At 70.1% G+C, this 21,562-nt stretch carries 19 protein-coding genes; 4 read left to right on the top strand and 15 right to left on the bottom strand.

Annotation, left to right across the window (positions count from 1 at the left end):
- Positions 1-110 precede the first annotated feature (110 nt).
- From ER308_RS12965 to ER308_RS12930, 8 genes are all read right to left on the bottom strand, one after another.
- The gene (locus ER308_RS12965; protein ID WP_131155384.1) at positions 111-803 is read right to left on the bottom strand and encodes a GntR family transcriptional regulator; all 693 of its coding nucleotides are present in this window, start codon (positions 801-803) and stop codon (positions 111-113) included.
- 142 nt (positions 804-945) lie between these two features.
- Positions 946-2,004: an LLM class flavin-dependent oxidoreductase gene (locus tag ER308_RS12960; protein ID WP_131155383.1), complete on the bottom strand. Its 1,059-nt coding sequence runs from the start codon at positions 2,002-2,004 to the stop codon at positions 946-948.
- 49 nt (positions 2,005-2,053) lie between these two features.
- Positions 2,054-3,628 (bottom strand): phytoene desaturase family protein, encoded by a 1,575-nt coding sequence (locus tag ER308_RS12955; RefSeq protein WP_131155382.1) that lies wholly within the window; start codon positions 3,626-3,628, stop codon positions 2,054-2,056.
- A 208-nt stretch (positions 3,629-3,836) separates the two neighbouring features.
- On the bottom strand, positions 3,837-4,295 hold the full coding sequence (locus ER308_RS12950) for an SRPBCC family protein (protein ID WP_131155381.1): 459 nt from the start codon (positions 4,293-4,295) through the stop codon (positions 3,837-3,839).
- 88 nt (positions 4,296-4,383) lie between these two features.
- Complete coding sequence (locus ER308_RS12945; protein WP_131155380.1) at positions 4,384-6,855, bottom strand: xanthine dehydrogenase family protein molybdopterin-binding subunit; 2,472 nt, start codon at positions 6,853-6,855, stop codon at positions 4,384-4,386.
- The gene (locus tag ER308_RS12940) at positions 6,852-7,343 is read right to left on the bottom strand and encodes a (2Fe-2S)-binding protein (protein WP_240731814.1); all 492 of its coding nucleotides are present in this window, start codon (positions 7,341-7,343) and stop codon (positions 6,852-6,854) included. Before ER308_RS12940 ends, ER308_RS12945 begins: the two co-directional genes overlap by 4 nt.
- A 1-nt stretch (position 7,344) precedes the next feature.
- Entirely contained in the window at positions 7,345-8,193 is an 849-nt protein-coding gene (locus ER308_RS12935) for an FAD binding domain-containing protein (RefSeq protein WP_131155378.1), read from the bottom strand.
- A gap of 142 nt (positions 8,194-8,335) precedes the next feature.
- The gene (locus ER308_RS12930; RefSeq protein WP_131155377.1) at positions 8,336-8,893 is read right to left on the bottom strand and encodes an NADPH-dependent FMN reductase; all 558 of its coding nucleotides are present in this window, start codon (positions 8,891-8,893) and stop codon (positions 8,336-8,338) included.
- A gap of 182 nt (positions 8,894-9,075) precedes the next feature.
- On the opposite strand from ER308_RS12930, the gene ER308_RS12925 reads away from it, so the two are divergent.
- The 4 genes from ER308_RS12925 to ER308_RS12910 all read left to right on the top strand — a co-directional run bounded on the left by ER308_RS12925 (position 9,076) and on the right by ER308_RS12910 (position 13,168).
- A complete protein-coding gene (locus tag ER308_RS12925) occupies positions 9,076-10,257 on the top strand; it encodes an acyl-CoA dehydrogenase family protein (protein WP_131155376.1) in 1,182 nt (393 codons plus the stop codon).
- 267 nt (positions 10,258-10,524) lie between these two features.
- The gene (locus ER308_RS12920; protein ID WP_131155375.1) at positions 10,525-11,271 is read left to right on the top strand and encodes a Na+/H+ antiporter NhaC family protein; all 747 of its coding nucleotides are present in this window, start codon (positions 10,525-10,527) and stop codon (positions 11,269-11,271) included.
- An 8-nt stretch (positions 11,272-11,279) separates the two neighbouring features.
- Positions 11,280-11,960: a Na+/H+ antiporter NhaC family protein gene (locus tag ER308_RS12915; RefSeq protein WP_131155374.1), complete on the top strand. Its 681-nt coding sequence runs from the start codon at positions 11,280-11,282 to the stop codon at positions 11,958-11,960.
- Positions 11,961-11,989: 29 nt separating this feature from the next.
- Entirely contained in the window at positions 11,990-13,168 is a 1,179-nt protein-coding gene (locus ER308_RS12910) for an aminotransferase class V-fold PLP-dependent enzyme (RefSeq protein ID WP_165492067.1), read from the top strand.
- Between the two features lie 29 nt (positions 13,169-13,197).
- Here the strand turns inward: ER308_RS12910 and ER308_RS12905 are convergent, their stop codons facing one another.
- From ER308_RS12905 to ER308_RS12875, 7 genes are all read right to left on the bottom strand, one after another.
- Complete coding sequence (locus ER308_RS12905) at positions 13,198-14,430, bottom strand: styrene monooxygenase/indole monooxygenase family protein (RefSeq protein ID WP_131155372.1); 1,233 nt, start codon at positions 14,428-14,430, stop codon at positions 13,198-13,200.
- Between the two features lie 34 nt (positions 14,431-14,464).
- Positions 14,465-15,250 (bottom strand): SDR family oxidoreductase, encoded by a 786-nt coding sequence (locus tag ER308_RS12900; RefSeq protein WP_131155371.1) that lies wholly within the window; start codon positions 15,248-15,250, stop codon positions 14,465-14,467.
- A 20-nt stretch (positions 15,251-15,270) separates the two neighbouring features.
- Positions 15,271-16,425 carry a LuxR C-terminal-related transcriptional regulator gene (locus tag ER308_RS12895; RefSeq protein ID WP_131155370.1) on the bottom strand — a complete coding sequence of 385 codons (1,155 nt, stop codon included), beginning with the start codon at positions 16,423-16,425 and terminating at the stop codon, positions 15,271-15,273.
- 54 nt (positions 16,426-16,479) lie between these two features.
- Entirely contained in the window at positions 16,480-17,004 is a 525-nt protein-coding gene (locus ER308_RS12890) for a flavin reductase family protein (protein WP_131155369.1), read from the bottom strand.
- Positions 17,005-17,239: 235 nt separating this feature from the next.
- Positions 17,240-18,352 carry a polyprenyl synthetase family protein gene (locus ER308_RS12885; RefSeq protein ID WP_131155368.1) on the bottom strand — a complete coding sequence of 371 codons (1,113 nt, stop codon included), beginning with the start codon at positions 18,350-18,352 and terminating at the stop codon, positions 17,240-17,242.
- Between the two features lie 5 nt (positions 18,353-18,357).
- Positions 18,358-20,028 (bottom strand): NADH-quinone oxidoreductase subunit N, encoded by a 1,671-nt coding sequence (locus ER308_RS12880; protein ID WP_131155367.1) that lies wholly within the window; start codon positions 20,026-20,028, stop codon positions 18,358-18,360.
- Positions 20,025-21,560, bottom strand: coding sequence for an NADH-quinone oxidoreductase subunit M (locus tag ER308_RS12875; RefSeq protein ID WP_131155366.1), 1,536 nt, complete (start codon positions 21,558-21,560; stop codon positions 20,025-20,027). The genes ER308_RS12880 and ER308_RS12875 overlap by 4 nt, the downstream gene beginning before the upstream one ends.
- Positions 21,561-21,562: the final 2 nt, after the last annotated feature.

Below are 21,562 nucleotides of genomic sequence, written 5' to 3'. Positions count from 1 at the left end.
GGGCCACCTCCACGGGTCGCTCGAGCGGGGCAGGAGAATATGATATTTGCACAAACCTCACCAGTCGCGAGCGGCGGGTCCGGCACGGCGGACCGCGCAGCCGTGAACGATCAGGCGCTCACGTCCGAGGCGCCGGAGGCGCCCTCCTCCTCGAGCGTCTCGAGGGCGGCGTCGATCGTTCGCGTCAGGTGCTCGTGCAGTGCCGCGGCCGCGGCATCGGGGTCACCCTGCAGGCACGCGTTGGTCAACGCGTGGTGCTCCTGGAGGATCTGGGCGCGCTCGCGCTTGGGCAGCGACAGCCGTTGGTAGCGCTCGGCGTTGTCCCACAGCATGGGGATCAGCCGCAGCAGCCACTTCGAGTCGCTGTAGCCGTAGATCGCCATGTGCAGCCGGCGGTGGAGGTCGCGAGCGCGCGGGTCCTCGGCCTCGAACGCCGCCGCGTAGTCGGTGAGCAGCTGCTGGAGATCCCGGGTCCGTTCGGTGCTCATGCGCTCGGCGGCCATGCGCACGGCCATGGTCTCGAGCTCGACGCGGATCGCGTAGGTCTCCTGCAGGTCCTCGGGGGACATCGGCGCGACGAGGGCGCCGCGGTGCGGGCGCCGCTCGACGAGGCCGCTGTGCTCGAGGTAGCGCAGCGCTTCGCGGATCGGGACCGAGCTCATCTCCAGGCGATCGATGAGCTCGCGTAACCGCAGCGAGCTCCCGGGCTCCAGCTCGCACGAGATGATCGCCGCGCGGAGCTTCTGCAGCGCCGCGTCGGCGAGGGTGCGGGGTTCATCGAGATATTGCGCGTCAGAGCTCATGGTGTCCTGATCGCTGGGTGCTCATGGGGTTCGCAGGATGACGGAACAGGCTAGCCGATCCGCTGGGCACTCGGGGTGTCGGGACCCGAGGGCCCAGCCTGTGACAGCGACGGGCGCGCTACGTGTCGGGGCGGGGGCACGCTCACCCCTGCCTGAAGTGGGGCATCACCGTCCGCGCGAACAGTTCCTGGGCCTTGAGGGCCTGCCAGTGCTCGATCCCCCCCGGGTTCACGGTGATCGCGACCTCGGTCAGCCCCTCGCAGACGTCACGGACCGCCTGGATGCGCTCCCCCACGTCGTCGGGAGTGCCCACCCACACGATGTCGTCCTCGATCATCTTCTCGTAGGGGGTCTCGGCCAATCCCTCGAGGATACCCGACGCGTAGAAGCCGTAGCTCGCCTTCATCAGGGTCTCGTCATCGGGTCGTTCGTACTCGGTCAGCGGGGAGGCGTTGCCGGCGAGGAAGCCGCGCATCGCCTCCCGCGCCTCGGCGTGGGCCTTGTCGCGATCCTCGTCGATGTAGCAGGCGTGGATCCAGACGATGTCGGGCTCGTTGCCGTACACCGCGCACTTCTCGCGATAGAGGTCGAGCTGATCGCGCAGTGCCGCGTACGGCAGCAGCGGCGGCACCACGACCGCCCACCCGTGCCGGGCGGCCATCTCGTAGGTGTGGTCGCTCGTCCCGCCGAGGAACACGCGGAACTTGCGCTCCGGCGGGGGCACGACCTGCGCGTCCTCGATCTGGTAGTACTCGCCGTGGAACGAGAAGCGCGGTTCCTCGAGCGCCTTCGCGAACAGCTCCAGGGACTCCTGGTAGCGGGGCACGGACTCCTCGTCCATCGGCAGCCCGGCCTTCGGCGGCATCCAGCCGTGTCCGCGCCCGACGCCGAACTCGTACCGGCCGTCGAGCACGAGGTCAGCGAAGGCGATCTGCGAGGCGAGCGCGACCGGGTTGTAGAAGGGCAGGGGGTGCAGCAACGTGCGGAAGTTGATGCGCTGGGTGCGCTGCGCGGCGGCACCGAACAGGGCGAACGGGTTGGTCGACATCGAGAACTTCGGGAAGAAGTAGTGCTCGACGACCGCGTACGCGTCGTAGCCGAGCGTGTCCGCGTGCGCGATCTGCTCGAGGGTCTCGTCGACCTGCCGACGCCAGGTCTTCCCGGGCCAGTGCTGCAACTCGCTGTACAGGCTGAACTTCATCGTGTGCCCTCCTCCTCCGGGGCCCCGTCCGGGGCCCGTCCGATCGCCGTCACAGCAACTGCCCCGCGGCCAGGTAGCCCGAGACCCCACCGAGCCCCGGCCCGGGATGGGTCGAGGCACCGATGTGGTGGAGCCCCTTGACCGGGGTTTCGTGGTTCTTCGTCCTTCCCATCGGTCGCCACAGGAAGAACTGGTCGAGCGTGCAGGCCCCGCTGTAGGGATCGCCACCGACCAGGTTCGGGTTCAGGGCCTCGAGATCGGCCGGCGAGTACACCCGCCGCCCCTCGACCTGGTCGTCCAGCCCGGGGAGGTGCCGCGCGAGTCGCTGCTGGATCCGGTCGGCGTAGGCCTCGCGCAGCTCCTCGGTCCAGGCGCCGTCGGCCGGCGCCGACAGCTCGCCAGCGGCATCGCCGGTGACGACCGAGGGGAGCTCCTGCAACTGGATCCAGAGGATCCACTTGCCCTCCGGGGCCCGCGACGGATCCACCGCCGTCGGCTGCCCCACCACGACGGTCGCCTCCGCCGGCAGCAAGCCCCGTTGCGCCTCGTTGACCGCGCGGCTCACCCCGTCCATGCCCGACGTCAGATGCACCATCGGCACGTCCGCGAGCGCCGGATCCGGCCAGTTCGGCGGCCCGCTCAGCGCGAAGTGGATCTGCATGTCGGCGCGGCCGTAGCGATAAGCGCTCGCGTCGCGAGCGACGTGGTGGGGCACGTGCTCGGACTCCAGGAGCCGCCCGTAGAGCTGGGTCGGCGTCACGTTGCAGAACACGGCGTCGGCGTCCAGCTGCTCCCCGTCGATGAGGCGCACGCCGCTCGCCCGACCCTGGCGGACGACGATGCGCTCGACCTCGGCGCCGGTGCGCAGCTCCCCGCCGTGGTCCTCGATCAGCTGGCGGAACGCGGCCACCGTGTTCGCGCTGCCGCCGCGGACGACCGGCAACCCCGCCAGCTCCAGGCTGGCGGTGATGACCCGCGCCATGACGCCGGAGTAGGCGTCGTCCGGCCCGAGTCCCGCGTGGAGCACCCAGGGTGCGAGGAGCGCGCGTGTGAGATCGGAGGCGAACGCCCGCTCCAGCCACGCCCGGGACGTCTCGAGCGAGCGCCCGAGGAACGAGGCGGTCTCCCTCGTTCCCTGCTTGCGCACCTCGGAGGCGACCAGCCGCGAGGCCCGCCAGCTCATGGGCTCACTGCCGAGGAAGCCGAAGACGAGCCCGCTGTCCTCCTCCAGGAATCGGTCGAGCTCGTCGGCGTAGCGCTGCCCCTCACCGTCGGCGACGGCCCCCAGCCGCTGGACGTTGGCTCGACGATCGGTCGACAGGACCGTCCACTGCCCGTCCTCGGTCAGCACCGCGGTGGGCGTGTCCGTGTTGAGGAGCTCCAGCCCGCGCGCCTCGAGTTCCGGCCCGAGCTCCGCGTACGCCGGCGACGTGACGAACAGCGGGTACCAACCCGACAGCACGTCGTGGCGGAACCCGGGGAAGAGCTCCTCGGTGCGGATGCAGCCACCGAGCTCCTCGTTGCGCTCGAGCACCGTCACCCGATGGCCCCCGCGTGCCAATCGGGCCGCGCAGACGAGCGAGTTGATCCCGCTGCCGACGACGATCACATCGCGAGCCGCCATCCCGCTCCTCCTTCTCGAACTCGAGGCTCCCTGCGCGCTCGCGACCGACCTGCCCCCGGGAAGGTGGTCGCTCACCGGGCCGTGCGAGCTGCGGTGCGGACGCCTCCGAGCCACAAGGACTATAGGAGCCCCCCCGGACCCGGGGAAGGGGTTTGAGCATTTATGATCTCGTAGGGCATGGGTGTGCCCCGGGCCGGGCGTCGTACCGTCACGCCGCCGCGAGCTCCTCGGAGGCCGCGGTGAAGAACTCGTCGAGGATGCCGTCCGCCTTCTGGCGGACGGTCGACGAGCCCATGGTGGCGATGGTGCCGAGGACGCTGTACTTGCCCGACACGGCGATCGTCGTGCCGCTGGGCTGCTCCTCCAGGGCCATGGTGGCCTCCACGCGGATGCTGGACCCGCCCTTGCGGTCCTTGCCCTTGCCGGTGAAGCGGATGAAGCGGTGCTCCTCGACGTCGGTGACGTCCACGTCGATGTCCGCGTAGACGGAGAACGGACCGAACTGGTCCGCCAGGACGACGGTGTACTTCGCGAGGTACTCGTGCTCACGCACCTCGTCGGCGATCGTGACCCACCCCGCGACGCGCTCGACGTCGGTGAGCACCGCCCAGCACCGGTCGGCGGGGCTCCCGACCTGGATGTCGCGCTCGAAGGTTGACGATGGCATGACGCCTCCTGCGTTCTACTCGCGGCGGTCGGCGCGTCGACGAGCCACCTCGTCGACGCGCCGACCGCCGTTCGTCACCGGATGGGGCCTACTTGGACGCGACACGGATCCCGCGATTGCCCCCGGTGCGCGCGGTGCGCAGGAGCCCGAGGACCCGCTCCGGAGGGTTGTGCGAGTCGTGCACGATCGGGGCTCCGGACCCCAGTGCGTCCTGGATCGCACTGCAGAGGGCGTGCAGTGGGGCACCGCCACCCTCGCCCATGCCCTTGGCACCCGTGCCCGTGAAGGGGGAGGGCGATTCGATCGCCTGGGTCTTGATCGGCGGGATGTCGTCGGCCCTCGCGACGTTGTAGTGCAGGAAGTTGGCGGTCATGAGCTGACCGTCCTCGTCGTACTCCATCGTCTCCTGGAGCGCGGCCGCGATGCCGTGCGACGCGGCCCCGTGCACCTGACCTTCGACCAGCTTCGGGTTTAGCCGCGTGCCGCAGTCGTCGACGACGGAGTAGTCGAGGATCTCGACCTCGCCCGTCTCCTCGTCGACCTCGACGACGGCCACGTGCGTCTGCGTCGCGTAGGTCAGCGTGAGGTTGCCGTACTTCCGCTCGATGTCGGGCACCTCGAACGGCGGGTAGTAGACGTGTCGGCACACGAGCGAGACGCGCTCGCGCACCTCGGGCGGGAGCTCGGCCGGGCTCGCGAAGAGCAGCCCGGCCGCGCCGATGAACGGCAGCGCCCGCTCGGGATCGCCACGCACCTGCGCCATGCCGTCCGCCAGCTCGATCTCGTCCGCCGGCGCCCCGAGCACGGCCGAGGCGATGTCGCTGATCTCATCGCGCAGCTTCTCGGTCGCGCCGATCACCGCGTTGATGCCCGTGACGGCGAACTGGCTGGCGTAGGTGCCGGAGAACCCCACGTAGGTGCTGTGGGACTTGTTGAAGCCCGCGTGCACCCGGATCTGGTCGGGCGACAGACCCAGGATGTCCGCGGCGACCTGTGCGGCCGTGGTCTCGTGGCCCTGCCCCTGGGGGGTGGTGCCGAGCTGGAGCGCGACCTCGCCGTAGAGGTCGAGCTTCGCGGTCGCGGCCTCGCCCTGCCCGGAGAACGGCAGGTTCGGGTTGAGCATCCGCGACTGGCCGAAGTTGTTCGTGCCGGAGTCGAGGGTCGTCCCGATCCCGATGCCGATCCGCTTGCCGGTGCCGGCCGCCTCCCGCTGGCGTTCCCGCCACTTCGGGTAGTCGGCGCCCTCGAGCGCGAGATCCAGCGCGCGGGGCAGGTCCCCGGAGTCGTAGATGCACCCGTTGGGGGTGGTGTACGGGTAGTCCTCGGGCTGGACGTAGTTGTGCTTGCGGAGCTCGACGGGGTCGAACCCGAGCTCGTGGGCCACCGTGTCGACGATGCGCTCGGTCAGCCAGATGTGCTGCATGCGCGAGTACCCGCGGTTCGGCACCGCTGGCGCCTTGTTCGTCACGCACTCGGTGTAGTCGACGTTGATGTGCTTGAACCGGTACGGGCCCGGCAGGACCTGGGACCAGATGACCGCCCCGAGCGGCTCGTAGTGCAGGTACGCCCCGGCGTCGTCGTACGCGCGCGCCTTGAAGCCGAGGATCGTGCCGTCCTCCATGATCGGGACCTGGACGTCGAGGAACGTCCGCTCGTTGCCGTGCCCACCGGACTGGTGATGCTCGGTGCGGAACTCCGTCCACTTGACGGGCCGGCCGGCCTTCCGCGACAGCAGCGCGAGGACGCCGATGTGCACGTAGGTGTTGATCTTGATTCCGAACCCGCCGCCGATGTCCTGCGACGCGAAGTTCAGCTGGTCGATGCCCACCCGCAGCGAGGGGGCGATCACGAGCGCCGCGAACGTGGGGAACTGGTTGTTCGACACGATGTCGATCACGTCGGTTCCCTGGTCCCAGTCCACGAGCACCCCGAAGCACTCGAGCGGGGTCGACGAGAACCGGTGGAAGTGCAGCCGGTCGATCGTGACGACGTGGTCGGCGGACTCCAGCGCCCAATCGATGTCGCCGTAGTCGTACTCGCCCTTCCACGCCACGTTGTCGCCGAGGCTCTCGTGCAGGACCGGGGAGGTGGGCTCGGCGGCCTCCACGACGTCGGTCACGGGCGGCAGTGGCTCGTAGTCGACCTCGACGAGCTCCGCGGCGTCCTGGGCGACCTCGGCGGATTCGGCGAGGACGACCGCGACGGCGTCGCCCTGGTACCGGGCCTTGCCGACGGCGAGGAGGTACTCCTCCACCTGCGACCCGTCCTCCTTGGGCGCGAACTGGAACAGCGGGTCGGTCTGCTCGGCGACCTCCACGCCGGTGAGGATCGTGATGACCCCCGGCAACTGCTCCGCCCGGGTGGTGTCGATCGACCGGATCTCGGCGTGGGCGAACGGGGAGCGCACGAAGGCGGCGTGCCCCATGTTGTGCATGCCGCGGTCGTCGACGAAGGCGCTCTTGCCCGTCAGGAGCCGCTGGTCCTCCTTACGGGACAGGCTCTGCCCGGTCCAGCCGCCGGTCTTCTCGGTGCGCTCGGTCGGCGCGGTCGGTGCGCTCATCGCGAACCCCCTTCCTGGGCGGCTGCCTGCACGGCCTCGACGATGTTCACATAGCCGGTGCAACGGCACACGTTGCCGTGCAACCCCGCTCGGACCTCCTCCGCCGTCGGCTGCGGGTTGTGTTGCAGGAGGTTCCGAGAACTCATCAACATGCCCGGTGTGCAGTAACCACACTGCAGCGCGTGGTGTTCGCGGAACGCCTGCTGCAGGGTGTTCAGCTCACCGTCCTCGGTCAGTGACTCGACCGTCTCGATCTCGTCCCCCCTGGTCTGCACCGCGAGCACCATGCAGCTCTTCACGGTCTCTCCGTTACGGGAGACCGTGCAGGCCCCGCAGTGGCCGGTGTCGCACCCGACCTTCGGCCCCCGCAGCCGCAGATCCTCGCGGAGGAAGTGGATCAGGAGTCGCCGAGCGGGGATCTCCCGGCTGACGACCTCGCCATTGACGGTGAGCGTGACCTCGTGCGTCGTGTCCTTCTCGATCTCCACGTCACTCGCCTCCATTGATCGCTTGCAGCACCGCACGACGAGCCACGACCGGCGCGATCTCGGCCCGGTACGCGGCGGACGCGTCGGCATCACTCGGGAACTCGACGCCCTCCGCGACACCCGCCGTCGCCGAGCTCACCGCCTCCTCGGTCGCGGGCGCGCCGCGAAGGTCGTCCTCGACTGCCGGACGACGTGTCGGCACCGACAGGCAGCCGAGCACCACCGTCGCGTCGGCGATTCGGTCCCCCTCGACCCGAACGGTGGCCACCGCCCGCACCGCCGCCTCGTTGATCTCGACCTCCTCGTAGCCGACGCGGGCGCCACCGAGCGGCGGCAGCTCGATGCTGCGCAGGATCTCGCCCGAGCGGAGGTCGCTCCAGAACGCCCCCAGGAAGAACTCCTCGGGTGTCGCCCGCCGCTCCCCCTCGGGGCCGACGAGGTTCAGGGTGGCGCCCACGGCCGCGACGTACGGGGGGAAATCGTTGATCGGGTCGTTGTGGCAGATGTTGCCGCCGAACGTTCCTTGGTTGCGAACCTGGACGTCGACCGTGCCGGAGGCGACCTCGCACAGTTTGGGCTGCACCCGCTTGAGATCGGGGGAGCGGGCGAGTTCGGCGTACGTCACGCCGGCGCCGATCTCGACCGACCCGTCCTCCCGAACGTCGATGAACTGGAGCTCGGGCAGGCGGCTGATGTCGACGAGCAGGTCCAGCTGCGCCGCGCGCAGCTTCAGCAGTGCCAGCAGACTCTGCCCGCCTGCCAGTGGCCGTGCCGAGGGCTCCTCGCCGAGGACGCGGACCGCCTCCGCCAGGCTGTCCGGCCGACAGTAGTCAATTGGGGCCATCAACATGCCCGTCCCTCCCTTTCCCCGACCATCCGCCGGGAGACAGCGCAACGACCACCCCTACCGCGGGCAACCGTCGCACACGCGAATCGACTGAACGACCTCTGCCGCATTGCCACCCACCGAGAACCAGCCCGCGGGGCCGGCATCAGCTGCACTCCGCGGGCCGGCCGGCGAACGCCACCACTTGGTCACCGACGAGGGCCAGTTGCTCGCTCACGGCCTCGTCGACGCACGCGCCGTTGGCGAACGGCTCCTGGGAGCGGTTGACGGCCGCGCCGTACGGCGTCGGCCACCCGCGCAGGGCGTGGGCGATGTCCCTGAGCGCACACATCGTCATGACCGCCGCCTGCCACCCCTGCGCCACTGCGATGCAGCCCACCGCCCGTCCCTCGAGGTAGCAGGGCTCGGCGTCCCGGAGGTCCTCGATGTAGTCCAGGGCGTTCTTCACGAGCCCCGACACCGTGCCGTGATACCCGGGGCTGGCGATGATCAGACCGTCCGCCTCGGCGACGGCCTCGACGAGCTGCCGCGCCTCGGGGACGCGCTCCGGGTCGCCGGGATCGTAGAACGGCAGGCGCAACTGCGGCCCGGTGATCCGATCGATGCCCGCCCCGGCGCGCCGACTCGACTCAAGGGCGGTGCTCAGCGCGACCTCGGTCGTCGAGCCGGGCTGTGGCCCGCCACCGATCCCGAGGACCTTCATGGGCTCGCCTCACTCTGAGTACCCCGCTGTCCGTCGCTGCGAACCGTCGCCGCAACGGCGGGACCATAGCAAGAGGTCAAGATTTGATCAATGATGGAAGGGACGTTCCGCCTCGTGCACACAACGCAGCCGACGAGGCGGCGCCCCGCCCTGCAGAGCGCCGCCTTCCTGGAGGACAGACGATGAGCACCAGCACCGGCCACGAGCTCGACCCCCGCGACCCCGTCGACCTCGACGCGAGCCTCACCGACGAGGAGCGGGAGATCCGCGACACCGTACGACGCTTCGTCGCCGAACGGGTGCTGCCCGACATCGGCGAGCGCTACGAGCAGGCCACCTTCGACTCGAGCATCGCCACCGAGCTCGGGTCGATGGGCGTCCTCGGCATGCACCTCGACGGCTACGGCTGCCCCGGCATGAGCGCGACCAGCTACGGCGTCGTCTGCGCGGAGCTCGAGTACGGCGACAGCGGCGTCCGTTCGTTCGCGAGCGTGCAGGGGTCGCTGGCGATGAAAGCGATCCACGCGTTCGGCAGCGAGGACCAGAAGCACCAGTGGCTGCCCCCGATGGCCGCCGGCGAGAAGATCGGCTGTTTCGGGCTCACCGAGCCCGACGCGGGCAGCAACCCGGCGCAGATGCGCACCACCGCGCGCCGCGACGGTGACGACTGGGTCCTCGACGGCACCAAGATGTGGATCACCAACGGCTGCTTGTCCGACGTGGCGGTAGTCTGGGCACGCACCGACGACGGGATCCGGGGCTTCCTCGTCGACACCGCCACCGAGGGGTTCGAGAGCCGGCCCATGACGCACAAGCTCTCGTTGCGGGCATCGGTCACGAGCGAGCTGCACCTCGACGGCTGCCGCGTCCCGGACTCGGCCCGTTTGCCCGAGGCGGCGGGCCTGCGGGCGCCGTTGGCCTGCCTGGCCGAGGCGCGCTTTGGGATCATCTGGGGCACCACCGGTGCGGCCCGCGCCTGCTACGAGGCCGCGCTCGACTACGCCACGACCCGCGAGCAGTTCGGCAAGCCGATCGCGGGTTTCCAGCTCACCCAACGCAAGCTCGTCGAGATGGCCGTCGACCTCGGCCGGGCACAACTGCTCGCGCTGCACCTCGGACGCCGCAAGGACGAGCGCGGCCTCGCCGCCGAGGAGGTCTCGATCGGCAAGCTCGCCAACGGCCGCACTGCGATCGAGATCGCCCGGACCGCGCGCGGCGTCCTCGGGGCCAGCGGCATCAGCCTCGAGTACCCGGTGATCCGCCACATGACCAACCTGGAGTCGGTCATCACCTACGAGGGCACCGAGGAGATCCACACCCTCGCGATCGGGCGCGCTCTGACCGGCGAGAACGCGATCACCTGACCGTCCCGCGGGCACCGCAGCGGGAGCACGACGGCACGGGTCCGCGGCGGCTCGGGCGATCCCGGTGCGAGATCGAACGGCACCGCCATGAACGTCCGCACATCTCAGACACTTTGATCATCGATAGATCATCAGGCTCTTGACGCCGGTGCAATCCCCGAGAACCGTGTGCATCACACGGGCCGCTCGTGTCCCGGGTCGTCCTGCTGATGGACGGCCGCCGCTCGCGGGGGCGGCGCTGCTGCCCCCGGATGGAAGGGGACTGCAATGACCGAGCAACAGTCGGCAGAGCCACGTCTGCGCTTCTATGGGGGCGTCCCGGCGCTCTTCATCCCGTTCGCGGTGATGCTCGTCGGCATCCTCTGGCTCGGGTTCACCGGGCTCGCATTCCCCGAGGCCTTCTGGCCGATGGTCCTCGCGGGACTCTTCGTCGGGCTCCTGCTCGCTCGTAGCAAGCAGGCCTACGTCGACGCCCTGGTCTCGGGTGTCGGCTCCCACATGCTCGCCGTCATCCTCCTGGCCTGGTTCCTCGCCGGCATTCTTGGCACCCTGCTGAGCCAGACGGGGCTCATCGAGGGACTCGTCTGGCTGTCCCTGACCATCGGCGTCGCGGCGGCCTGGTTCCCGCTCGTCACCTTCTTCGCGTCGGCGATCCTGTCCGTCTCGACCGGCACGTCGATCGGGACGATCCTCGCGATCACGCCCGTGCTCTTCCCCGCCGGCTTCGAGGTCGGCGCCGACCCGCTCCTGCTCCTGGGCGCGATCATCGGCGGCGCCTTCGTCGGCGACAACATCGCGCCCATCTCCGACACGACGATCGTCTCCGCCTACTCCCAGGGGACCGACATCCGGAAGGTCGTGCGCTCCCGTCTCAAGTACGCGGGTGTGGCCGCGGGGATCACGGTGCTGCTCTACATCGGGTTCGCCCTCGGTGGGACGACCGGGGCGCAGCCCCCGACCGAGGCCGAGGTCGGCCCGACGGGCCTCATCATGCTGTTGGCGCCAGCCTGCTGATATTCCTCATGGTGCGCGGGTTCCACTTCGTCGTGTCGCTACTGTACGCATCGGCCTTCGGGCTGGCCCTCGGCCTGGCCACCGGCCTGCTCTCCTTCGGCGACGTCCTGACCATCGATGGGGACGAGTTCGTCGCGAGCGGCGTGATCGTCGACGGGGTCGGGGGGCTCGTCGGAATCGCCGTCTTCACGATCTTCCTCATGGGCCTCATCGGCACGTTCGAGCACGGAGGCCTCATCGAGTGGCTCATGGAGCGCTCGCAGCGCTTCGCACGATCGGTGCGCAGCGCGGAGGTCTCGATCGTGGTCCTCGCCCTGGCGGTGAACGCGCTCACCACGGCCGGCACCCCGACGATGGTGATGCTGGGGTCGTTCGTCCGGCGCCTGGGGCATCGTTTCCGGCTCCAGCCCTGGCGCCGCGGCAACCTGCTGGACGCGTGCTCGACGACCATCATCGGGTTCCTGCCATACAGCGTGGCCGTGCTCATCCCCTTCGCGCTCGTGCAGGACACCGTGGCCGGTGCGGGACTCGAGGGCTTCAACCCGGTGGGGCTCGTACCGTTCGTCTTCTACTGCTGGGCCCTGATGATCGTCATCATCGTCGCCGCAATCACCGGGTGGGGCCGGGAGTACATGGATGAGGAGACCTGGGAGTCCGAGGGCGAGGAGCTCGCCGCCACGAGCGACTAGGTCCGACGCTGGCAACCGACGCCCGCTCGGTGGGCCGCTACCTCGACCATGCGTGCCTCGGCCCGCCGAGTGAGGCGACCGTACGAGCGGTCGAGGAGGCGGTCCGTGCGTTGCGCACGACCCCGAGCCCCGGGACCGACCGCACGATCGCCGCCCTGCGCGAGACCGAGCGCGCGCGCGAGCGTGTGGCCGCCCTCTTGGAGGCACACCCCGAGGACGTTTCGCTGGTGGACAGCACGACCCACGGCCTCGGGGTCATCGCCGCCGGGATGACGCTGCATCCCGGCGACAACGTGGTCGTCCCCGACATGGACTTCATGAGCGCCACGCTGGTGTGGCGGCCGGCCGAGGCCGAGCGTGGGATCGAACTGCGTCCCGTGCCGTCGGAGCAGGGCGTGGCCTCCGTCGATGCCTTCGCCCACACGATCGACGAGCGCACCCGCGCGGTGGTGGTGAGCGTCGTGCAGGAGATCAGCGGCTACCGAGTGGACCTCGAGGCGCTCGGCACCATGCTGGAGGGTCGGGACACCGTCCTGCTCGTGGACGGGATCCAGGAGGCGGGGGCATTGCGCCGCGACCTCGCGAACCGACCCGTCGACGCCTACATCGCGGGCGGCCACAAGTGGCTCAGCAGCCCGTACGGCATGGGCTTCGCCTGGACCCATCCCCGACTCCGGGACCGCCACCGGTCCTCGTACCTGGGCTACACGAACGTGGAGGAGCCCGCCCCGGGATGGGGGCGGTACCTGCAGGACCGCCACCGCACGGCGTTCGATCGCCACGCGGCGCGCAGCTCGGGCGGGCTGCTGGAATCGGGAGGGACACCCGACTGGATCGGAGCGGTCGGCCTGCGAGCCGCGGTGGACGAGCTGCTCGCACGGGGCCCGGCAGACGTGGAACGACACGTGCTCGCGCTCGCGAGCCAACTCCGCACGGGGCTGGCTCGGATCGGCCTCGGCGAGCGGATCGCGGGCTCGGGCGACCCGATGACCCACTCGGGGATCGTGACCTTCGGTCTCCCGGGCGGCGAGATCCGCGAGCGTCAGCTCTACGACGAACTGACCCGCTCGGGGATCTACGTCTCCTTGCGGGCCATCGCCGGCACCGGAGGCATCCGGGTCTCGCCCCACGCCACGAACACCGCGGACGACATCGACGCGCTACTCGAGGTCGTGCGCGAGTACCGACGGCGTGACCGTCCGGGCTGAGCCCCCCGGGGTCGGCCCGCACAGCGTGCTCATGGCACGCCGGTGGGTTCCTCGGCGAGCAGGGCCTCGGCCGCGTCCTCCTCGAACCACCAGGGGTGATAGTCGGGCGGGTGGTCGAAGCCGTTGACGATCCGATGGGCGAGGTCTCCACGCTCCTGCGCCGCGCCGAGCAGCTTCTGCAGGTGCGGCTCGGGCGGCTTGAGCAGCGTGTTCGTCCAGTCGACGACGTACTGCACGTACTCCCAGAAGGCCTCGAAGGTGGCCTGCATCCATTCGGGGTCGAAGGGCTCGTTCCCGCGGGCGAGGATCGACCGGTAGTACACGTCCGCGCACTTCGCCGCGTTGTTGGAGCCCTGCCCGGTGATCGGGTCGTTGAGCACCACCGCGTCGGCCATCCCCACGACGTGGGCACCCGAGGGCAGCTGCGCCACCGGCTTGCGGATCGTCGGCGGGAAACGTCCGGCCAGGATCCCCTGATCGTCGGTGAGGCGCACGTCCCGACAGCGCTCGGCCTCCCACGGCATGAACTCCTCGAAGATCCAGAGGCTGCGCTCGAGGTGTTCCTCGGGCGTGGACACGTCGTGCCAGCAATCCATCGGGCCGCCAGGGACACCCTCGAACACGAGGATGTCGCACGGGCCGGTGGTCGTGAGGGCGGGGAAGGTGAAGTGCTCCCCGACGCCGGGCACGATGCTGAAGGCCACCGCGGTGAACGTGGGGCGCGGAGCCATCCCGTGGAGGTACGTGAGCGCGAGCGCCCGCTGCGGCGCGGAGAACTCCGAGCGCTCCTCGTCACGTTCGAAGAGCTTGCCGATCTCGCCCTTGCCGCTGGCCACGATCACGAGGTCGTTGGCCTCCGCCAGCTCCTCCAGCTCGGCGACGCCGGCCTCGACGAAACGCAGATCGCCCCCCATACGCTGGAACTCGTGCATCCAGCCCGGCATCTTCACGCGCTGATCCACCGACTGGCCGGGGCGATCCAGCCGGGCCTCCCAGTCGATCGCCTTGCCACCCTGGCCATCGGCGATCGCGAGGGCGATCCCCTCCGTGTACGGGCAGTCGTCCTCCCAGAAGTTCAGCCCCAGCTTGCGCTCGGTCTCCAGCGACTGGTCGAACATGAACTGGCTCGACAGCACGCGCCCGTTCCACAGCTGGTTCGGGGTGCGGTCGGACAGCATGGTCACCTCGCAGCCCTGCTGCAGCAGCCCAAGGCCGACCTGCAGCCCCGCCTGTCCGGCGCCGACGATGGCGATGGATCGCATGCGTGCCTCCTCTGGGTGGGTGTCGTGGGTTGCGCTACTTCTCGAGCTTCGGGATGGCCGGAGCGGCCTGCTCGGGCCCCATGGCGGTGTAACCGCCGTCCACGGGCAGGTCCGCGCCGGTGATGAACGACGCGTCGTCGGAGCACAGGAACAGCACCCCGGCTGCGACCTCCTCGGGGTCACCGACGCGGCCGAGCAGGTGGAAGGGCGCTGCGACGGCGTCGGTGTGCTCGCGATCGTCGCCGGACAGCTGATGCATGACCTGCGACCACGTCCAACCCGGGGAGACGCTGTTCACGCGGATGCCGTCGTCGACGAGGTCCATCGCCATCGAACGCGTGACCTGCACCATGGCCGCCTTCGTCGCCGGATAGAGCCACCGGCCCGTCTGAGCGACCTTCGCGCTGATCGACCCGAAGTTGACGACCGCCCCACCGCCCAATGCGAGGTGGGGGCGCGCTCCCTTGACCAGCATCACCGCGCCCACGAGGTTCACGTCGTAGCTCGTGAGCCAGTCCTCGCGCGTGGACTCGAGGCCGTCGTCGACGTAGACGCACGCGAGGTTCACGAGGAAGTCGAGGCCGCCGTACGTGTCGACCGCCTCCCGCACGCACGCGGCGACGTCCCGATCGGACCGCACGTCGGTGCGCACGAACCTCACCGCGTCACCGAACTCGCCCGCGACGCGGCTGCCGCCCTCCTCGTCGACGTCCGCGATCACCACCCGCGTGCCCGCCGCGTGGAAGGCGCGAACGACGGCCGCGCCGATGATGGTCGCCCCGCCGGTCACGATCGCGGTCTTGCCCTCCAGGCCTCGCATGCTCCCTCCTCGGTCGTGGTTCATCTCCGCGCTCCGACGGGCGACCGTCCGGCGCGCCGGGTGGTCATCCGTCGGCGCGGGGGCCGGCCACCGCCGACCCCGAACGCGACCCTGACCAGCCCGACGCGCGAGTCGAGTCCGAGCTTGCGGTAGATCTGCTTGAGATAGCCCTTCACGGTGTGGGGGCTCAGCACGAGGCGCTCGGCGATCTCGTGGTCGTGTAGCCCGTCCACGACGAGCCGGACCACGTCGCGTTCGCGCGCGGTCAAGCCCGCGGCCACCTCGCCCGGCAGTTCGGGCGTGCGGTCCTCCGTGCCCTCGTACACGGCGAGGAACGACACGATCACCGACGGGTCCACCGGATCGACGATCGTGCGCACGACGACCCGCAGTGCGGCGCCGTCCGGACCGGTGAGCTGCCCTTCGGCCGTGCGGACACTGCTGTCGACCGCCCGGGCCTCCGCCATCAGGTCCTCGAGCCATCCGGCAGGTGCGAGGGCATCGATCCGCTCGAGCGCCTCGCGCGCCGCCGCATTGCTGTGCCGGTCCCCGCTCGCGAGGTCGGTCACGATCACGGCCCGGTCGCACACGTCGAGCGCGGCCGCCAGCGTGTGGCGCTGTCGCGCCGTGCGCTCGTAGGCGCGCAGGGACGCGAGGCTCAGGCCGACGATGCGCCCCAGCGAGTCCGCGATCGCGAGCGAGCCGTGCCGCCCGTACTGGGGCTCCTCCCGATCCCCGAAGTTGAGGGTCCCGACGACGTGGTTGCCGTCGATCAGGGGAACCTGCAGCAGCGTGGTCATGTCGTGGAGGGCGAACACCTCGTCCCAGACCGGCAGGCCCCGCCACGCGTGCTCGCTCATGAGCGCCCGGTTGAGTGCCGGCTCACCACTCGTCACCGCGGTCTCGAACACCGGGTCCTGAAAGCGGCCGCGGTCCTCGTAGCGGCTCAGGAAGTAGTCGCTCACACCTCTGGCCGCCAACGATGCGGGCCGGTGACGCCCGTCCTCGAACACGTAGACGCCGTGCGCGCGGAACGGAAGGACCCGGGCCACGCCGTCGAGGTAAGTGCGCTCCAGCTCGGCGACGTCGGCCGCCTCCCCCAGCTCGCGGCCCAGACGGCTCAGCTCACCGAGCAGATCGACGTCGACGGCGAGCCCGTGGCTGGCGGTCGGCATCGGCCGCACCTCCGTGGATGGTGCGCAGGGGAAGTGGACATCGGCGGGATCAGCTCACGACGCGGAGCGAGCCACCTGCGGCGCCTGCTCGGACACGAACGCGCCGAACGTCCCGCGGCAGAAGGCGAGCGGCTCCTCGTCGCCGGCCTCGAACCCGTGCACGGCCCCGACAACCACGTCGTGGTCGCCGACCTCCATGCGGGTGTCCACGTCGCAGCGCAGGACGGCGACCGCCCCGACGACGGGCAGGAAGCCGGCACGTTCCTGGTGCACGTGCTCCCACGGGAACGGCACGTGCGGCCTGGCGAAGGCGAGCGCGGTCTCCTCCTGCCCGTTCGCGAGGACACTGATGGTGAGGCGCTCGGTGTCGCGGACCGCGGCCAGGGTCCGACTCCCGTGGGCGAGGCACACCAGTACCCGCATCGGATCGAGCGAGACGGACGTGAACGAATTGACCGTCATGCCGGCGGCATCGTCTCCGTGCCGCGCGGTCACGACCGTCACCCCGGTCGGGAACGTCCCCATGCAGTCACGGAACGCGCGGTCCTGCTGGTCCACCGCCGATGGCGACCGGCTCATCGTCGACCCTCCAAGGACGTTGACGGATCGGGGTCGAGCTCCGCATCGAGGACCCAACCCCGAGGTGACGGTACGAAGGGCGAACGTGCCATGTCATCCCCTCGGACGGTTGTGGTCATCGCCCCCCTCGATCGAGGGGTCAGCGATCACCTCCCTGCACCGAGATCTTTTATCAAGTATGACAGTAGATTCGGCCCCTCCGAAGGAACGCGACGAAGCGCGGCGAGGCGCCCGGTCAGACCAGGCGGTCGACGGCGTAGTCGGCCAGCGCCAACAACCCGCGTCCGGTGACGAGGTCGCTGTCGGCGCCCTCGGCGGTCGCGGTGAACTCGGGCAGCTCGGTCAGCGCCATCACCGCCCTGCGGGCCTCGAGGCGCGCCTCGTCGCGCGCCCGTTCCATCGCGGGGCTGCCCCGCAGGTGCCGCAGGGCCCGCGCGAGCGCCTCGTCGACCTCGGCCGCGGTGGGGCCGTCGTCCTCGTCGGGCTCCGCCGCGGCGACATCGACGAGCCGCGCGAGCTCGCCGGTCGGGTCGTCCTCCAGGGCCAGCAGGACCGGCATCGTCTTGACGCCCTCGCGCAGGTCCGTCCCGGGCGACTTCCCGGCCTCCTCCTCGTCGCCGACGATGTCGAGCACGTCGTCGGCGAGCTGGAACGAGAGACCCAGGTGCCACCCGTAGGTGGTGAGCACCTCGACGGCCTCGCGCGGCTGCCCGGACAGCAGGGCGCCGAGCCGGCAGCTGGACGCGATGAGCGACGCGGTCTTCTCGCCGAGGACCGCCCGGTAGTGCGCGGTGTCCGCAGCGACCGTGGGCATGCCGTGATCCTGGCCGCTCGCGGAGCCCTGGACCTCGCGGATCTGGCCCGTGCACAGGTCCGCGATGGTGCGGGCCATCACCTTCGTGACCTCCACCCCGAGCTCCGCGGAGAGCTCCGACGCGCGCGCGAGCAGGAAGTCCCCCGTGAGGATCGCGGTCGTGTTCGACCACTTCACGTGCGCCGCGTCGGCGCCCCGGCGCACGTCCGCCGCATCGATGACGTCGTCGTGGTAGAGCGTCGACAGGTGGACGAGCTCGACGATGGCACCCGCGTCGACGAGGTCGCGCGCCGTGGGCTCCACGCCACCGTGCAGCCCCGCCAGCAGGACGAGCATCGGCCGGAACCGCTTGCCGCCGGCGTCGATCAGGTAGCGCGAAGTCTCCTCGACCAGTGCCAGGTCGGCGCGGACGAGCTCCCGCAGCCGGGTCTCGACGAGTTCGAGGCCGGGGGCCAGGTCGACGCCCTCCTCGGCGCCACGCTCGGCGAGCTCGTCGAGCGCGCCCTGTGCCACGCCGCCCTGGGGGATCGCCACGAGGCCTACCCGATCCCTGCGATGAGCGTCGCCTGGCCGGCGACGTCGACGAGTACCGTCGGCAGGATCCCGAGGACGACCACGGCGGCGCTCGTCGCCGTGAGAGCGGTCGTGGTCCCCAGTGTCGTCTGCAGGGGCAGCTCCGCCAGCTCCTCGGGCTCGTCCTCCATGAACATCGCCCGGATGACGCGCACGTAGAAGTAGGCGGCGATGACGCTCGAGACGACGCCGATGACGACGAGCGTCCACTGCCCGCCGGCGACACCGGCCCGGAAGACGGCCAACTTGCCCATGAAACCGGCGGTACCGGGGATGCCCGCGAGCGAGAGCAGGAACAGCGCCAGCATCCCCGCCGGCACCGGATAGCGCTTGCCGAACCCGCGCAGGTCCGCGATCGAGATCGCCTTGCGCTGGCGCTGCTCGAGCATGGCGAGCACGCCGAACGCCCCGAGCGACATGATCGCGTAGGCCAGCAGGTAGAACAGCACGCCGCTCACGCCGTCACGGTTGACCGCGACGATCCCGATCAGAGCGTAGCCGGCGTGCGCGACCGCCGAGTAGGCGAGCATGCGCTTCACGTCGTCCTGCACGACCGCCAGGACGGCCCCGACGATCATCGTGAGCGCCGCGAGCGTCCAGAGCACCGGCACCCACGACCACTCGAGCCCGGCGAACGCACCGGAGAACAGCCGCAGGAACGCCGCGAACGCGGCCGCCTTCGTGGCCGCCGCCATGAACCCGGTCACCGGCGTCGGGGCGCCCTGATACACGTCGGGCGTCCACATGTGGAACGGCACGAGCGCGGTCTTGAACGCGAGCCCCACGATGAGGAAGGCGAGCGCGGCGAGCGTGAGCCCCGTCGGCGCATCGGCGGCGCTCATCGCCGCGCCGACGGCGGCGACGTTGGTCGATCCCGCGACGCCGTAGGCCAGCGCGATCCCGTACAGCAGGATCGCGCTGGAGAACGCACCGAGCAGGAAGTACTTGAACGCCCCCTCCTGGCTGCGCAGGTCCCGCTTCGCGAAGCCGGTCATGATGTAGAGCGCGAGCGACAGGATCTCGATCGAGATGAACACCATGATGAGGTCCTGCGCGGACGCGAGGAGGTTCATCCCGACGGCGGCGAAGATCAGCAGCGGGTAGTACTCGCCGCGATGCATGCGCCGGTCCTCGAGGTACTGGTACCCCAGTGGGATCGCGATCAGCGCCGCGAGGCACACGGTGATGCGTGTGAACAGGGCGATGCCGTCCACCGCGATCGTGTCGGCGAGCACCTGCTCCGGCTGCAGTTCCGACCCCAGCAGCCGACCCTCGGCGGACGTCACGATCCACTGCCACGCGATTACGCCGAGCGTCGCGGTGAGCCCGAGCGCGCTCAGCACCGCCGACAGGACGCGCGGGCGCAGGCGGAACAGCACCGTCAACCCGAGCACGACGAGTGCCGCGACGGCGAGCAGTGAGGGTCCGACGATCTGCTCGGTCAGCACGAACCACGTGGCCGCCGCCGCGACCGTGAGCACGAATCCGAGGCTCCCGACGCGCACGCGCGTCTCGCCGGCGGTCTCGAGCAGCAGCACGATGATGCCCGCCCCGAAGAGGACGAGCTCCGGCGACAGCGCCCCCCAAGGGATCTCGGGGATCTGGGGCGCGACCTGGGCGAGCGTCGCCTGGATCACTGGTCTGCCTCCTCATCGGCCCCGTCGACCTCGTCGGCCACCGCGGGCTCGTGGGCGTCCGCCGCGGTGGCTTCCTGCACGTCGACGACGATGGCCTCGACGCTGGGGGTCACGCGGTCGTACATCGGCTGGGGGTAGAGGCCGATCCCGACCATCAGCAGGATCAGCGGCACCATGATGCCGATCTCGCGAGGCTTGAGGTCGGTCATCTTCGCCGCGAGCCCCTCGACCGGACCGTGGAACATCCGCTGGTAGGCCCAGAGCAGGTACAGCGCCGCGAAGATGACGCCAAACGCGGCGAGGACCGCCGCCCACGGGACGGACTGGAAGGTGCCCAGCAGGATCGGGAACTCGCCGACGAACCCGTTGAGACCCGGCAGCGCGACCGAGCTCATCGCGGTCACGAGGAACAGCCCCCCGAACACCGGCGTCGCGGACATCAGTCCCGAGTAGTCGGCGATCATGCGGGAGTGGGTCCGCTCGTACATGAACCCGACGAGCAGGAACAGGGCCCCGGTGGTGAGCCCGTGGTTGATCATCTGGACCACGCTGCCGGCCGCCCCGGTGACGTCGAGCGCGAAGATGCCGAGCACCACGAACCCGAGGTGCGCCACAGACGAGTACGCGACCAGCTTCTTGATGTCGGCCTGCACCATCGCGACGAGCGCCCCGTAGATCACGGCGATCACCCCGAGCACGAGGATGGGGGGCGCGAGCGTCGTGGTCGCCTCGGGGAAGTAGGGCAGGCTGAACCGCAGAAACCCGTACCCGCCGATCTTCAGCAACACGGCCGCCAGGATCACGCTGCCGACCGTCGGCGCCTCGGTGTGGGCGTCCGGCAGCCACGTGTGCACCGGGAAGACCGGCACCTTGATCCCGAACGCGGCGAAGAACGCGAGGAACAGCCACGTCTGCTCGACCGTGGTGAGCTCGACCTGGCGGATGACGTCGTAGTCGAAGCTCTGCGCCCCCGCCGCGAAGTAGAGGTAGAGGATCGCGACGAGCATGAGCAGCCCGCCGATCAGCGTGTACAGGAAGAACTTCAGCGCTGCGTAGCGGCGGTTCTTGCCACCCCAGATCCCGATCAGCGCGTACATCGGCACGAGCATGATCTCGAAGAAGACGTAGAAGAGGATCAGGTCGAGCGCCACGAACACGCCGACCATCGCGGCCTGCAACGCGAGCAGCGAGCCGAAGAACCCCTTCACGCCCTCGACCTGGTCCCACGCCGCGAGGATCGCCAGCGGCATGATCAGGGTGGTGAGCAGCACCAGGAACAGGCTCACCCCGTCGACGCCGAGCCGGTAGGTGACCCCCCACTGGGGGATCCACTGGGCAGTCTCCTCGAGTTGAAAGCCCGGCTCGCCGACGCTGAACCATCCGAGCAGGAGGAGGCTGGCCACGAACGTGATCACCGTGCCGGCGAGCGCCATGCCCCGGATCACGTCGCGCCGGTCCCCCGGCACCGCCGCGATCAGCGCGGCGAAGATCGCCGGCAGGACGATCAGCAGGGTCAGCAGTGGGAAGTCCATCG

Source organism: Egibacter rhizosphaerae (genome assembly GCF_004322855.1).
GTDB classification, from domain to species: domain Bacteria; phylum Actinomycetota; class Nitriliruptoria; order Euzebyales; family Egibacteraceae; genus Egibacter; species Egibacter rhizosphaerae.
This window is presented reverse-complemented; position numbering and strand designations above follow the sequence as displayed.

Excerpts from the sequence above, each read along its gene's own strand:
- ER308_RS12905 (WP_131155372.1), bottom strand. The coding sequence starts at position 14,430 with ATGCGATCCATCGCCATCGTCGGCGCCGGACAGGCGGGGCTGCAGGTC.
- ER308_RS12925 (WP_131155376.1), top strand. The coding sequence starts at position 9,076 with ATGAGCACCAGCACCGGCCACGAGCTCGACCCCCGCGACCCCGTCGAC.
- ER308_RS12920 (WP_131155375.1), top strand. The coding sequence starts at position 10,525 with ATGACCGAGCAACAGTCGGCAGAGCCACGTCTGCGCTTCTATGGGGGC.
- ER308_RS12960 (WP_131155383.1), bottom strand. The coding sequence starts at position 2,004 with ATGAAGTTCAGCCTGTACAGCGAGTTGCAGCACTGGCCCGGGAAGACC.
- ER308_RS12950 (WP_131155381.1), bottom strand. The coding sequence starts at position 4,295 with ATGCCATCGTCAACCTTCGAGCGCGACATCCAGGTCGGGAGCCCCGCC.
- ER308_RS12965 (WP_131155384.1), bottom strand. The coding sequence starts at position 803 with ATGAGCTCTGACGCGCAATATCTCGATGAACCCCGCACCCTCGCCGAC.
- ER308_RS12935 (WP_131155378.1), bottom strand. The coding sequence starts at position 8,193 with ATGTTGATGGCCCCAATTGACTACTGTCGGCCGGACAGCCTGGCGGAG.
- ER308_RS12900 (WP_131155371.1), bottom strand. The coding sequence starts at position 15,250 with ATGCGAGGCCTGGAGGGCAAGACCGCGATCGTGACCGGCGGGGCGACC.
- ER308_RS12945 (WP_131155380.1), bottom strand. The coding sequence starts at position 6,855 with ATGAGCGCACCGACCGCGCCGACCGAGCGCACCGAGAAGACCGGCGGC.
- ER308_RS12930 (WP_131155377.1), bottom strand. The coding sequence starts at position 8,893 with ATGAAGGTCCTCGGGATCGGTGGCGGGCCACAGCCCGGCTCGACGACC.
- ER308_RS12955 (WP_131155382.1), bottom strand. The coding sequence starts at position 3,628 with ATGGCGGCTCGCGATGTGATCGTCGTCGGCAGCGGGATCAACTCGCTC.
- ER308_RS12915 (WP_131155374.1), top strand. The coding sequence starts at position 11,280 with ATGGTGCGCGGGTTCCACTTCGTCGTGTCGCTACTGTACGCATCGGCC.
- ER308_RS12890 (WP_131155369.1), bottom strand. The coding sequence starts at position 17,004 with ATGAGCCGGTCGCCATCGGCGGTGGACCAGCAGGACCGCGCGTTCCGT.
- ER308_RS12875 (WP_131155366.1), bottom strand. The coding sequence starts at position 21,560 with ATGGACTTCCCACTGCTGACCCTGCTGATCGTCCTGCCGGCGATCTTC.
- ER308_RS12895 (WP_131155370.1), bottom strand. The coding sequence starts at position 16,425 with ATGCCGACCGCCAGCCACGGGCTCGCCGTCGACGTCGATCTGCTCGGT.